Below are 12,822 nucleotides of genomic sequence, written 5' to 3' on the forward strand. Positions count from 1 at the left end.
GCGTTCACAGCCGGTACTCCCGCACCACCCTTCGCACCTGGGCGAAGAGCATGCCCACGTTCACCGACTTGCGGCAGACGACCACGGCGACGACGTCCTGCTGCTCCGTCATCCGCACGAACAGGTGGGTGAGGTTCTCGCTGTTGACGAGGATCTCCTGGAAGAAGTGGTTGTCGCTCTGGACGCCGCGGCGCTCCTTGAAGACGTCCTCGATCATCACCACCGTGCGGCCCTGGAACAGGTCGAGCGTCGCGCCCGCCAGCAGGTCCAGTACCTCGGGCGGATGGTTGTCGACCGTCTCGTAGGACAGCAGCATTCCGGTGGACATGTCGACGACGCCGGAGGCGAGGCAGTCGGGGGCGTCCGTTCGCAGTGACTTGACCAGGCCCATCACCTGATCGGAGAAACCGGGGGTCATACGCTTCGTCGCCATCCCTTCAGACTCCTTCGGCGGCTTTCCTGGTGAGGATCAGGTCGATGCGGCGCAGGGCGGGCTGGGTCGCCGTGTGCAGGCGCTCCACGTCCATGCCCTCGTCGCCGAGCACGACCATCAGGGCGGTGTCTCCGACCGCGTAGAACGCGGCGCAGCCGTGGCTGCCGTAGGTCACCGTGCGGTGCAGGGCGCCGCGAGCGGTCGCCTCGGAGGTGCGGCGGGCGAGGCCGAGGCCCGCCGCGGCGAGGGCGGCGAGGCCCTCGGGGTCGATGGAGTCGGCGGTGTCGGCGGCGATGAGCAGTCCGTCGGCCGCCGCCACCGCGGTGTCGGTGATGCCGGTCACCTGCTCGCGCAGGCCGCGCATCTCCCGCGCGAGGGCTTTGTGGTCCATGTGGGCAACTCCCCTGTCTCTGATCGCATATGACCGTTCTTCTGTCCGTGGGCCCGTGCGGGGCCGTGCGTGGGGATGGGGGTGCGTGGCAGGCGGGTGGGGCCGCATGGGGGCGGTCGGGTGGGCGGGGTGGCGGGACGGGTCATCTCGCCGTGGGATTGCGCAGGCGGAAGAACTCCTTCCAGCCGGTGCCGCCGTTCGGTTCCGGGGTGAGGGCCTCGTTGATGCCGCTGGCGCCGGGCCGCCGCCGGGGCAGGGCCGACGCGTCCGGGCCCGGCGGCCCCGCCGGCGGCGGCCCGGCGGGCGGCTCGGGTTCCCGGGGCCGCAGAGCCTCGCCGTCGGCGGGCAGCCGGACCGGGATCGGGTGGGGCGCGTCCACGCACTCCAGCAGCCCCTCGCCCAGCATCCGGGCCACCTCGACGGTGACGGTGTAGACCCCGCGTCCGGTACGGAAGGCCAGGTCGCGGGCGGTGCGCCGGCCGTCGGCGTGTTCGAGCAGCTCGCTTCGCAGAGCGCCGAGGCGGGTCGCGGCGCAGGAGACGGGGGCGGGCGTGGGCCGCTCCCGGTCCGGGCGTACGGGGTACGGCAGCGCGAGCAGCGCGCGCAGCTTGCGGGACGCCTCCTGGAGCAGCCGGGTGGGCGGTTCGCCCACGGCGACGGCGGCCGGCGGGGGGCCGGCCGCCGGGCCGCGTTCGCAGCCGTCGACGCCGCCCGCGACGACCGCGAACGCGGCGTCCTGGAGGGACATCGCGCAGACCACCCGGAGCTGGGCGGCCCCGGCGTAGCCGTGGGCGATCAGCCCGGCGGCCGGCCAGCGCGCCCCGCCCGACTCGCGCACCAGGGCGGCCCACTCCTCGCCGCCGATCCGCCCCGAGCGCAGCAGGAGCGCCTCGGGGCCGGGCGCGCCCGGCGACTCGACGGCGACGACCAGTCCACCGTGGAGGTGGAAGGCGCCGCCGGGCGAGCCGGACACCCGCAGCTCCCCGGTGAAGCCGTCCCGGCCGCACGCGGCGAGGTCGCGTGCGAGCAGCTCGTAGCCCGACATCACTCCCCTTGGGCCTTTCGCACATACGCCTGACGCGTAGCGCTGAGGAGGGAATGTGTATCAGCCGGGGCGCACGCTCCCGCGCGGGATTTCCGACCTGCCCCCTGCTGACGGAACTTGCCTCTCCGACAAGCCCAATTCGCTTGCCGCAGACGTTATTTGACCGAGTGGAGCACCCAGCCGGACCTCCCCCCCGCCGCCCGTCGCACCCCCGGCGCGCCTCTCATCACCTGCCGGTGCGCCTCTCGCCGCCCCCACCGCCGAGCACCCGTACCGGAAGCGGCCGCAGGGCCTCGCGCAGGGCGTCCGCCAGCTCCCGGTACTCCGCCCCCCTCGCCGCCCCGGTGCGCATGGCCAGCGCGACCCGGCGGGCGGGCGCGGGGTCGGCGAAGGCGCCGGTGAGCAGCTGCGTGCTGCGGCTGGTCTCGACGGTGACGGCGGTGCGCGGCAGGAGCGTGCAGCCCAGGCCGCCGGCGACGAGCTGGACGAGGGTGGACAGTCCGGCGGCGGTGGTCGTCACCGGCGCGTCCCCGCGGCCCGCCTCGCGGCAGATGTCCAGCGCCTGGTCGCGCAGGCAGTGGCCCTCGTCGAGGAGGAGCAGGTTCAGCTCCCTGAGCGCCTCGCGTGCGATGCCCTCCCGCCCGCCGAGTTCATGGCCGAGGGGCGTGACCAGCACGAAGTCCTCGTCGAACAAAGGAAGTTCGACGACGCCCGGGACGCCCAGCGGGACGGCGAGCAGCAGCAGGTCGAGCCGGCCGGTGTGCAGGCCGTCCACCAGGCCGGCGGTCTGCTCCTCGTGGACCTGGAGGTCGAGCTGCGGGTAGCGCTCGTGGACCAGGCGCAGGACGGTCGGCAGGAGGTAGGGCGCGACGGTGGGGATGACGCCGAGGCGCAGCGCTCCGGTGAAGGGGGCGCGCACCGCCTCGGCCTCCTCCATCAGCGCCTCCATCTCGTCGAGGACCGCCCTGGCCCGGACGACGAGCCGCTCGCCGGCGGGCGAGAGCAGCACCTTGCGGGTCGTACGCTCGAGGAGGGTGACCCCGAGGACCTCCTCCAGGGCCGCGACGGCGCCGGACAGGGCGGGCTGGCTCATGCCGACCGCGGCGGCCGCGTCCCGGAAGTGCAGATGCTCGGCGACGGCCGTGAAGGCCCGGAGCTGGGTCGGGCTGGGCGGCCGCCTTCTGGCCCGGGAATTACCTACAGTCACTGATAGCTGCCTCCGATCAATTCAATCGAGTGTAGCCATTTCCTGAATCAATGCACCCTGTGCCACGATCGACCTCGTCCAACCCAAGGGAAGCGTCCGCGATCCGGACACTTCCTCGCTGCAAGGAGAGCGTGTGCTCACTGTCGGTGACAAGTTCCCCGAGTTCGAACTGACCGCCTGCGTCTCGCTGGAGAAGGGTGCGGAGTTCGAGCAGATCCACCACAAGTCCTACGAGGGCAAGTGGCTCGTGGTCTTCGCGTGGCCCAAGGACTTCACCTTCGTCTGCCCGACCGAGATCGCCGCGTTCGGCAAGCTGAACGAGGAGTTCGCCGACCGCGACGCGCAGATCCTCGGCTTCTCCGGCGACTCCGAGTTCGTCCACCACGCCTGGCGCAAGGACCACCCGGACCTGACCGACCTGCCGTTCCCGATGATGGCCGACTCCCGGCACGAGCTGATGCGCGACCTCGGCATCGAGGGCGAGGACGGCTTCGCCCAGCGCGCCGTGTTCATCGTCGACCCCAACCGCGAGATCCAGTTCACGATGGTCACCGCGGGCTCCGTCGGCCGCAACCCCAAGGAGGTCCTGCGGGTCCTGGACGCCCTGCAGACCGACGAGCTGTGCCCCTGCAACTGGACCAAGGGCGAGAACACCCTCGACCCGGTCAAGCTGCTGGCCGGGGAGTGAGCTGAGATGTCCCTCGACACCCTGAAGTCGGCGATACCGGACTACGCCAAGGACCTGCGGCTGAACCTCGGCTCGGTCATCGGCAACTCCGAGCTCCCGGCCCAGCAGCTGTGGGGCACGGTGCTGGCGACGGCGATCGCCTCGCGCTCCCCGATCGTGCTGCGCGAGCTGGCGCCGGAGGCGAAGGCCAACCTGTCGCCGGAGGCGTACACCGCGGCCCGGTCGGCCGCCGCGGTGATGGCGATGAACAACGTCTTCTACCGCACCCGCCACCTGCTCTCGGACCACGAGTACGGCACCCTGCGGGCCGGGCTGCGGATGAACGTGATCGGCAACCCCGGCGTCGACAAGGTCGACTTCGAGCTGTGGTCGTTCGCCGTGTCCGCGATCAACGGCTGCGGCATGTGCCTCGACTCCCACGAGCAGGTGCTGCGCAAGGCGGGCGTCTCGCGCGAGACCGTCCAGGAGGCCTTCAAGATCGCCTCGGTGATCCAGGCCGTCGGCGTGACGCTGGACGCGGAAGCCGTCCTCGGCGACTGACCCGCACGGCCGCCGTACCGACGTACGCGAAGGCCCCGCACACCTTGAGGTGTGCGGGGCCTTCGTCGTCGTCAGGCGTGGTCCGGGGCCGGGGGCTCCGCGGGCGGGACCGGCGGATCCTCGGCGGCGTCGCCCGCCGGGGCCGCCGTCACGGGGGCCACGTTCGACGCCGTCGCCCCCCGGGGGCGGGGAGCCTGCCGCAGGGCCTGCTCCCGGGAGTAGGTGTGCAGGTAGCCCACCACCGTGTTGGTGACGGCCACCAGGGGCACCGCCACGATCGCGCCGCCGATGCCCGCCACCATGCCGCCCGCCGCGACCGACAGCACTACGGCGAGCGGGTGGACGCGCACCGCGCGGCCGAGGATGAACGGCTGGAGGATGTGGCCCTCGATCTGCTGCACCGCCAGCACGACGGCCAGCGTCATCACCGCCGCGAAGACGCCCTGGGTGACCAGCGCGACCACGACGGCCAGCGCGCCGGAGGCCACCGCGCCGACGAGCGGGATGAAGGAGAACAGGAAGATGAACACGGCGAGCGGGACGGCCATCGGCACGTTGAGGAAGTAGATGCCGAGACCGATGAAGATCGCGTCGATCAGGGCGACTATCACCGTGCCGCGCACATAGGCCGTCAGCGTGGCCCAGGCCCGCGGACCGGCCCCCGCCACACCCGGCCGGGCGGCGGCCGGAACCAGCTTGAGCGTCCACTCCCAGATGCGGCGGCCGTCGTAGAGCAGGAACAGGGTCGAGAAGAAGGCCAGCAGGATGCCGGTCAGCGCCTCCACCACGACGGTGACGCCCTCCAGGCCCGCCGAGGTGATCGAGTCGGTGTTGTTCCCGATCGCGTCCCGCAGGTTCTTGGCGATGCCGTTGATCTGCTTGTCGGTGACGTGGAACGGGCTGTTCAGCAGCCAGCGGCGCAGGTCGTCGATGCCGTCCTGGACCTGGTCGGAGAGGTTGTCGATGTTCGCCATGACCTGCCAGGTCACGAACCAGCCCATCAGCCCGATGACGACGAACCCGAGGATCGCGGTCAGCGCGGTGGCGGCCCCGCCGGGCACGCCCGCCCGCTTCAGCCGGGCCACCGTGGGCTGGAGGAGCGCGGTCAGGAGCAGGGCGACGACGAACGCCATGACGACCAGCTGGATCGCGCTGATGACTCTTATCAGCACCCACAGCGTCCCGGCGAGCACCAGCAGCCGCCAGCTCGCCTCGGCCGCGACCCGGACCCCCCACGGCACCGCCTGCGCGGGGTCGGGGCGCGGAACCGGGGCCACGGGCTCGTGCGGGAACTCCTCGGCGGCGGGCGCCGACGCCTTGGCGGGCGCCGGTTCCTGTTCGGCGCCCTCGCGCTCGACCTCGGCACGCCGCTCGTCGAGCCGCTCACTCATCTCGCTCAAGCCGGCGCCGAGCCGGCCGAGCCACCCTGGCACTCGCGACATGATCCGTCCTCTTCCCCCGTCTCTCCCCACCACTCCCCCTGGAGTCGTCGGTCACGGCCGCTGTCGACCGTACAGGGCGAAAGCCCCTCCCCCGGAGACGGGGAGGGGCTGCGCGGGATCGTGCGGGGCCGCAACGGTGCCCGGCACCGGGTGGCGGGCCGTCAGTAGGAGTGGTTCGCCTGCCAGTAGTCCCAGGCGCCGCAGGGGCTGCCGTAGCGCTCGTTCATGTAGTTCAGGCCCCACTTGATCTGGGTGGCGGGGTTGGTCTGCCAGTCGGCGCCGGCGGACGACATCTTGGAGCCGGGGTAGGCCTGGACGAGGCCGTAGGCGCCGGAGGAGGGGTTGACGGCCTTGTAGTTCCAGCCGGACTCCTGCACCACGATGTTGCTGAAGCACTGGAACTGCCCGCCGGGAACGATCTGGCGGGCGATGGCCTGCACCTCGGAGGTGGAGTATGACCCCTGCTGGACGAAGGTCGACCCGCCCGAGGCGGACTCCGTCCGGGCGCCGGCCTTCTCCTTGGCGCGCTCCTCGGCCTCCTTGGCCTCTTTCTCGGCCTTCTCGGCCTTCGCCTTGTCCTCGGCCGCCCGCTGTTTGGCCACCGCGTCCTTGGCGGCCTGCTTGCGGGCCGTCTCCCACGCCGCCTTCTTGGCGGTGGCGTCGGCGGCGTCGGCCTGGACGTCGGCCTGCTGGGACAGGGAGGCGGTCTGGACCTCGACCTGCCGGCCTACGGGTAAATCGGCGAGCAGCGTCGAGCCGCCCGCCGCCTGTGCGTCGTCGACGGGGTGCAGGGCGTTGCCCTGGGCGACACCCACGACGGCGCCCACGGTGGTGACCGCGGTGGCCGAGGCCACGGCGAATCCCCTGGCGGATATCGGGCTCACTCGGATTCCTTCTGCTGTGTCATCAGATGCATCAGATGAAGGGGAAGGGCGGCCGGAGCCGCCCCGCACTCAGTACCAGTGGTTCGCCTGCCAGAACGACCACGCCTCACAGGGGCTGCCGTACCGGCTGTTCATGTAGTTGAGGCCCCACTTGATCTGGGTGGCCGGGTTGCTCTGCCAGTCGGCGCCGGCGGACGCGTACTTGCCGGCCGGGAGCGCCTGGAAGAGGCCGTAGGCGCCGGAGGAGGCGTTGACCGCGTGGTAGTTCCAGCTGGACTCGTGGTCCACGATGTTGCTGAAGCACTGGAACTGGCCGCCGGGCACCATCTGCGCCGCCATCGCCTGGATCTGCGCGGTGGAGTAGGAGCTGAGGACCGGGAAGTCACCGGCGCTGCGGCTGGCCTTGGCCTTGGCCTCGGCGCGCTCCTTGGCCGCCTTCTCGGCGGCCTTCTTCTTCGCGACGGCCGTCTCGGCCGCGGCCTTGCGGGCCGCCGCCTCGGCGTCCTTCTTCGCGCCCTCGTCCGCGGCGATGGCCTGGTAGCCGGCCTGCTGAGTGAGGGACGCCGTCTGCACCTGGGCCTGCTGGCCGACGGGCAGATCGGCGAGGAGCGTCGCGTCGCTCGCCGTCGCCTCTGCGTCGTTGGGCTGCGCGACGCTGCCCGAGGCAACGCCGACGACGCTTCCGACAGCGGTGACCGCCGTGGCCGAGGCCACTGCGAATCCCCGGACCGAGATCCGGCTCACACGGTTTTCCTTCCAGCATCGTCCGCTTCGTTGACCCTGGCGGACGCGATCGTGCCCTTGACGCTGGTCTCCGAACTGCGGGGTCACGGGAGACACGGGCCCGGTGGGCAACTCCCGGAAGGGGAGCGCCGCGTGGTGCTCGGGCGGCATACGACGACGCTATGGAGTTGAACAGTGGTGCAAGTGGGTTTCCGTACCCCTGCGGGTACAGGTGTGCCGTATGCGGGGCCTGACAGAACCGAGACTCTGCCGTAACCCGACACCGCAAGGCAATTCCGGGTTGCGTGTGAAAGCTCACACCTGCGGAGGCCCCTGGGTTTTCGCGAAACCCCCACACACGCGGGCGCCGCCCGGCTAGGCTCACAGCCTTTGCCGGACGGCGCCCACCCCCGAACCCCGGGATACCGGGGCGGACCGCTCAGATCTGTCCGTCCTCCAGCATTTCGGTCACGAGCGCCGCGATCTGGGACCTCTCGGACCTGTTGAGCGTGACGTGCGCGAAGAGCGGATGCCCCTTCAGTTTCTCGACGACGGCCACGACGCCGTCGTAACGCCCCACCCGCAGGTTGTCCCGCTGCGCGACGTCGTGGGTCAGGACGACCCTCGAATTCGCGCCGATCCGGGACAGAACGGTGAGCAGCACGTTCCGTTCGAGGGACTGCGCCTCGTCGACGATCACGAAGGCGTCGTGGAGGGAGCGGCCGCGGATATGGGTCAGCGGCAGGACCTCCAGCATCCCGCGCGCGGTGATCTCCTCGATGACCTCGCGGCTGGTGACCGCGGACAGCGTGTCGAAGACCGCCTGGGCCCAGGGGCCCATCTTGTCGGCCTCGGAACCGGGCAGATAGCCCAGCTCCTGCCCGCCCACCGCGTACAGCGGACGGAAGACCATCACCTTCTGGTGCTGACGGCGCTCCAGGACCGCCTCCAGGCCCGCGCACAGCGCCAGCGCCGACTTTCCGGTGCCGGCCCGGCCTCCCATGGACAGGATCCCGACGTCCGGGTCGAGCAGCAGGTCGAGCGCGATGCGCTGCTCGGCGCTGCGGCCCTTGATCCCGAAGGCCTCCCGGTCGCCGCGCACCAGGCGGACGCTGCCGTCAGCGGTGACCCGGCCCAGGGCCTTGCCCCGCTCCGACTGGATGGTGAGCCCGGTGTGCACGGGGAGGTCGCAGGCCTCGGGCACGTGCAGACGGCCCTCCTCGAAGAGGATGTCCACCTGTTCGCCGGACAGCGTCAGTTCGGACATCCCGGTCCAGCCGGACGAGCCGGTGATGGCCAGCTCGGCGCGGTACTCCTCGGCGAGGAGACCGACCGAGGAGGCCTTGATCCGGAGCGGGAGGTCCTTCGACACGACCGTGACGTCGAATCCCTCGGCCTGCAGATTGCGGGCCACCGCGAGGATGCGGGAGTCGTTGTCCCCGAGGCGGTAGCCGGTCGGCAGCACGCTGGGGTCCGAGTGATTGAGCTCGACACGGACGGTGCCGCCGAGTTCCCCGATCGGGATGGGGGCGTCGAGGCGACCGAACTTCACCCGGTAGTCGTCCAGCAGCCGAAGGGCCTGCCGGGCGAAGTAGCCGAGTTCCGGATGGTGCCGCTTGGCCTCCAGTTCCGTGACCACGACGATGGGGAGCACGACCTCGTGCTCCTCGAAGCGGGTCATGGCGTTCGGGTCGGCCAGCAGGACGCTGGTGTCGAGAACATAGGTGCGCCGGTCTGGCATACGGCGCTTTGTGCTGGTCACCACGGAAGGACGTACCCCCTCGGATGAGGTCGGGGAGCGACGGAGTGGAGTCAGGGCCGGAAGGGTGGAGAGAACCAGGCCGGTTCTCGGACGCCCTGCACGGGCCGAGAACCGGCGCCCCGCTGCTTGTTCCGTGCCGTGACCGCACGGTCGGGCTGGTGCAAAGGGCCTCCCGGGCGGACGGCCCCGTGCCGTCCGCTGAGATCCGACACCCGTGGTTCGGGCGTCGACCTGCTTGGCTTATGCCCTCGAACACGCGCCGCCATGCCACGGCATATGACGGCGAGGCGGTGAACTCCACGTTACTTCCGCCCCCGGAGGGGGTATACGGAGCGCCCGCGCCCCGGCCGTGGACGGGCTGTGCCTCAGCCGCCGTAACGCCGGTGGCGCGCCGCGTAGTCGCGCAGCGCCCGCAGGAAGTCGACCTTGCGGAAGGCCGGCCAGAAGACCTCGCAGAAGTAGTACTCGGCGTGCGCCGTCTGCCACAGCATGAATCCGGACAGCCGCTGCTCGCCGCTCGTGCGGATCACCAGGTCGGGGTCCGGCTGGGCGCCGGTGTAGAGGTGACGGCCGATGAGGTCGACGCTGACGGAGTCGGCGAGGGCCTCCATGGAGGTCCCCTTCTCCGCGGCGTCCACGATCATCGAGCGGACCGCGTCGGCGATCTCCTGGCGACCGCCGTACCCGATGGCGACGTTGACCAGTATTCCGTCGACGTGGGCGGTGGAGTCCTCGGCCTCCTTCAGCGCGGTCTGCACGTGGGAGGGGAGGATGTCGGGGGTGCCGACGTGGTGGACGCGCCAGCGGCCGTCGGCGGCGAGGGTGCGCACGACGTCCTCGATGATGCCGAGGAGGGGGACCAGCTCCTCCTGGGGGCGGTCGAGGTTGTCCGTCGACAGCAGCCAGAGGGTGACCACTTCGACGTCCGTCTCGGTGCACCAGCCGAGGAACTCCTCGATCTTGTCCGCGCCCGCCCGGTGACCGTGTTCGGTGGTGGAACCCGCGGCCTTCGCCCAGCGCCGGTTGCCGTCCATGATGACGCCGATGTGCTTGGGCACCTGAGCGTGGTCCAGGTGGCCTTCCACCCGGCGTGCGTACAGCCTGACCAGAAGGCCGCGCAGCTTGTCGCGCAGGTTCACGTGATTGTCAGCCCCTCCGTACGGTGCGGTCCCCGCGGGGCGCAGCCTACCCCTGTGCGCACTTGGGCAGAAAAACGGGCCGGTCCGTGGGGGGGAGACGGACCGGCCCGAGGGGGGGTTTCCACCATAACCCTTCGTGAGGGATGCTGCGCGCATCGGCGCGCCACAACTACTCTCCGGAGTCGCACGGCGACACCACGGTGGCCATCGCGGGCATGGTTCCTGGGTGGTTCATGGCTGGAAAAGAACTGATTCACAGGGAATTGATCCCCGGCACCGAGGAAAGTTCAGGTTCGGCGGCACCTGGAGGCTCACCGGCCACCCGCCCACCCGTCCCCCTGACGGGCTAACCCGGCCGCGAACGCCCGCTTGACGCGAGCGTCACCGCGCAGCCCCCTCCACTGCGCGGTGACGTCCACGCAGCTTTGCTCACGCGAATTGCCTGTGCTTGAACTTACGTGAGGCGGGGCGCAGATGCGAACCACATGCGATAACGATGTGGAAACCTCGTGGAGACCGCGCCCGGCCCGATCCGGCCGCGCACGGCCCCGACCGGCCGTTCCCGGACGTTCCCGACCGTTCCCGGACGTTGGCCGCCTCCTCAGCCGCGACGGGCCTCGACGAGATGGCGCGTGCTGTGGGCGACGAACGGGCCCTCGGCCTCGATCCGCTCGTGCAGGGCGCGCAGCCGGGGCCGGTGCGCCTCCACCGTGAATCCGGGGACCATCCACACCACCTTGCGCAGGAAGTGGACGACGGCGGCGATGTCGTGGAACTCCACGCGCAGCCGCTCCGCCCGCAGGTCGACGATCTCCAGCCCCGCGGCCTCCGCCTCGGCGCGCTCGCGGTCGGGGTGGCGGTCGGAGCTCACGCCTTCCGGCTGCGGTCCGAGGAAGTACTCGACCAGCTCGAACACGCTGCGCGGGCCGACGTGTTGGGCGAAGTAGATCCCGCCCGGCCGCAGCACCCGGGCGATCTCGCCCCAGAGGGGACGCACCGGATGCCTGCTGCTGACCAGGTCGAAGGCGGCGTCCGCGAAGGGCAGCCTGGCGTCCTCCGCGTTCGCGACGACCGCGATGCCGCGCGGCCGCAGCAGCGCGGTGGCCTTGGCGACGTTCGCCGGCCAGCCCTCGGTCGCCACGGTGAGGACGGGAGCCTTGGGCGCGGCCCGGCCGAGGGCGAAGTCCAGGACCTCCCCTCCCCCGGTCTGCACATCGAGCGCGGCGTCCGCGCCCGCCAGCCGCGCGGCCAGCGACATCGCGTATCCCCAGGAGGGCCGCGCCTCGGTCGCCCGCCCCTCGAACCAGGAGAAGTCCCACCCCTCGGTGGGAACGGCGGCCCCTTCGGCGAGCAGCTCCTCGAACGAGGCCTTCGCACCGCCGCCGCCCGTGCCGCCTCTCGTGCCTTCGCCCGCGGCGTCGGCCGCCGTGCCGTGTCCGGCGCTGCCCCTGTGGTCCATCCGACGATCGTGGCAGAGAGGCCGGAGAGCCGCCTCCGAAATAATCTGACCGGTGCGACCGGTGCGACCGATGCGACCGGGCCGACTGATGCGCCCGATGCGCCGGGCGGCGTCAGCGCCGGCGCTCGTACGCCAGCAGGACGACGCCGTTGCCGAAGGTGTGCGACTCGGTGAGCCGGAGCGCGGTGTGGGCCGCGTCGCCGGAGGCGGTGTGCGGGAAGAGGGGTTTGCCGCTGCCCAGGAGCACCGGGTGGACGTAGACGCGCACTTCGTCGACGAGGTCGTGCCGCAGGAACGCGGCGGCGAGGTCCGCCCCGCCGAGCCCCAGGTCGCCGCTCGCCCGCTCCTTGAGCGCGCGGACCTCCTCGGGGACGACCTCCCGGACGATCGTCGTGTTCCAGTCGGCGTGTTGCAGCGTCCGCGAGTAGACCGTCTTGGGCATGTCGCGCCAGATGCCGGCGAACTCCGCCTCGGTGGGCGAGGCGTCGGGGTCGGCGTCGGCGGTCGGCCAGTAGCCGGCCATCAGCTCGTGCGTCGTCCGGCCGCTGAGCAGGCCGCCCAGTCCCCGGACGTAGGCGTTGAAGTGCCGGTGCAGTTCCTCGTCGACGCGGTGCCAGGAGATGTCACGGTCCGGGCCCTCGATGTAGCCGTCCAGGGACGTCGACATCATCAGGACGATCTTCGGCATGCGAGGGCCCCTTCTCGTGTCCGGCTCGCTACCGTGCAGAGGGTAGCGACGCGACCGAGGGGAGACGGAGATGGCGCGCTGGCGGGACGGGCGGGGCGAACTCCTCGTGGAGGACGTCCGGGTGCCGTTGGAGATCGCCGCCTCCTACCGGGCGCGCACCCGGGGGCTGCTCGGACGCGACGCGGTGGACGGGGCGGTGCTGCTCACGCCGGCCGGCGGGGTGCACACCTTCGGGATGCGCATGCCGATCGACGTCGCCTACCTCGACCGCGGGCTGACCGTGATCGCGGTGCGCACGATGCCGCCGGGACGGCTGGGACTGCCCCGGCCGCGGTCCCGGCACGTCCTGGAGGCGGCGGCCGGCGCGATGGCGGGGTGGGGGCTGACGGCCGGGGTGCGGGTGCGGGTGTGCGCGTGAGGC

At 71.5% G+C, this 12,822-nt stretch carries 14 protein-coding genes; 3 read left to right on the forward strand and 11 right to left on the reverse strand.

Going from position 1 to position 12,822, the window contains the following annotated elements:
* Window positions 1–4 precede the first annotated feature (4 nt).
* The 4 genes from ACGFSH_RS08085 to ACGFSH_RS08100 form a co-directional block, all read right to left on the reverse strand.
* A complete protein-coding gene (locus ACGFSH_RS08085) occupies window positions 5–433 on the reverse strand; it encodes a hypothetical protein (protein WP_393346109.1) in 429 nt (142 codons plus the stop codon).
* A gap of 4 nt (window positions 434–437) precedes the next feature.
* Window positions 438–824, reverse strand: a complete 387-nt coding sequence (locus ACGFSH_RS08090; RefSeq protein ID WP_393346111.1) for a roadblock/LC7 domain-containing protein — start codon at window positions 822–824, stop codon at window positions 438–440.
* A gap of 142 nt (window positions 825–966) precedes the next feature.
* Complete coding sequence (locus tag ACGFSH_RS08095) at window positions 967–1,869, reverse strand: MarR family transcriptional regulator (protein ID WP_393346113.1); 903 nt, start codon at window positions 1,867–1,869, stop codon at window positions 967–969.
* 226 nt (window positions 1,870–2,095) lie between these two features.
* Window positions 2,096–3,076, reverse strand: a complete 981-nt coding sequence (locus ACGFSH_RS08100) for a hydrogen peroxide-inducible genes activator (protein ID WP_393346115.1) — start codon at window positions 3,074–3,076, stop codon at window positions 2,096–2,098.
* Between the two features lie 133 nt (window positions 3,077–3,209).
* Here ACGFSH_RS08100 and ACGFSH_RS08105 point away from each other — a divergent pair, with 133 nt between their 5' ends.
* Window positions 3,210–3,764 (forward strand): peroxiredoxin, encoded by a 555-nt coding sequence (locus ACGFSH_RS08105; protein ID WP_256918609.1) that lies wholly within the window; start codon window positions 3,210–3,212, stop codon window positions 3,762–3,764.
* A 6-nt stretch (window positions 3,765–3,770) separates the two neighbouring features.
* Window positions 3,771–4,304, forward strand: a complete 534-nt coding sequence (locus ACGFSH_RS08110; RefSeq protein ID WP_329413163.1) for an alkyl hydroperoxide reductase — start codon at window positions 3,771–3,773, stop codon at window positions 4,302–4,304.
* Between the two features lie 71 nt (window positions 4,305–4,375).
* Here ACGFSH_RS08110 and ACGFSH_RS08115 read toward each other — a convergent pair whose 3' ends face one another.
* The 7 genes from ACGFSH_RS08115 to ACGFSH_RS08145 form a co-directional block, all read right to left on the reverse strand.
* Window positions 4,376–5,746 (reverse strand): AI-2E family transporter, encoded by a 1,371-nt coding sequence (locus tag ACGFSH_RS08115; RefSeq protein ID WP_393346118.1) that lies wholly within the window; start codon window positions 5,744–5,746, stop codon window positions 4,376–4,378.
* A gap of 161 nt (window positions 5,747–5,907) precedes the next feature.
* A complete protein-coding gene (locus ACGFSH_RS08120) occupies window positions 5,908–6,630 on the reverse strand; it encodes a transglycosylase SLT domain-containing protein (RefSeq protein WP_393346120.1) in 723 nt (240 codons plus the stop codon).
* Between the two features lie 69 nt (window positions 6,631–6,699).
* The gene (locus tag ACGFSH_RS08125; protein WP_329413158.1) at window positions 6,700–7,374 is read right to left on the reverse strand and encodes a transglycosylase SLT domain-containing protein; all 675 of its coding nucleotides are present in this window, start codon (window positions 7,372–7,374) and stop codon (window positions 6,700–6,702) included.
* A gap of 418 nt (window positions 7,375–7,792) precedes the next feature.
* Complete coding sequence (locus ACGFSH_RS08130; protein WP_393346122.1) at window positions 7,793–9,118, reverse strand: PhoH family protein; 1,326 nt, start codon at window positions 9,116–9,118, stop codon at window positions 7,793–7,795.
* 362 nt (window positions 9,119–9,480) lie between these two features.
* Window positions 9,481–10,254, reverse strand: coding sequence for an isoprenyl transferase (locus tag ACGFSH_RS08135; protein ID WP_393346124.1), 774 nt, complete (start codon window positions 10,252–10,254; stop codon window positions 9,481–9,483).
* 601 nt (window positions 10,255–10,855) lie between these two features.
* Entirely contained in the window at window positions 10,856–11,713 is an 858-nt protein-coding gene (locus ACGFSH_RS08140; protein ID WP_393346126.1) for a class I SAM-dependent methyltransferase, read from the reverse strand.
* A gap of 112 nt (window positions 11,714–11,825) precedes the next feature.
* Window positions 11,826–12,401, reverse strand: a complete 576-nt coding sequence (locus ACGFSH_RS08145; RefSeq protein WP_393346128.1) for a dihydrofolate reductase family protein — start codon at window positions 12,399–12,401, stop codon at window positions 11,826–11,828.
* 70 nt (window positions 12,402–12,471) lie between these two features.
* On the opposite strand from ACGFSH_RS08145, the gene ACGFSH_RS08150 reads away from it, so the two are divergent.
* The gene (locus ACGFSH_RS08150) at window positions 12,472–12,819 is read left to right on the forward strand and encodes a DUF192 domain-containing protein (RefSeq protein WP_393346130.1); all 348 of its coding nucleotides are present in this window, start codon (window positions 12,472–12,474) and stop codon (window positions 12,817–12,819) included.
* Window positions 12,820–12,822 lie beyond the last annotated feature (3 nt).

This window comes from Streptomyces sp. NPDC048481 (assembly GCF_043200075.1).
In the GTDB taxonomy this organism is placed as follows: domain Bacteria; phylum Actinomycetota; class Actinomycetes; order Streptomycetales; family Streptomycetaceae; genus Streptomyces.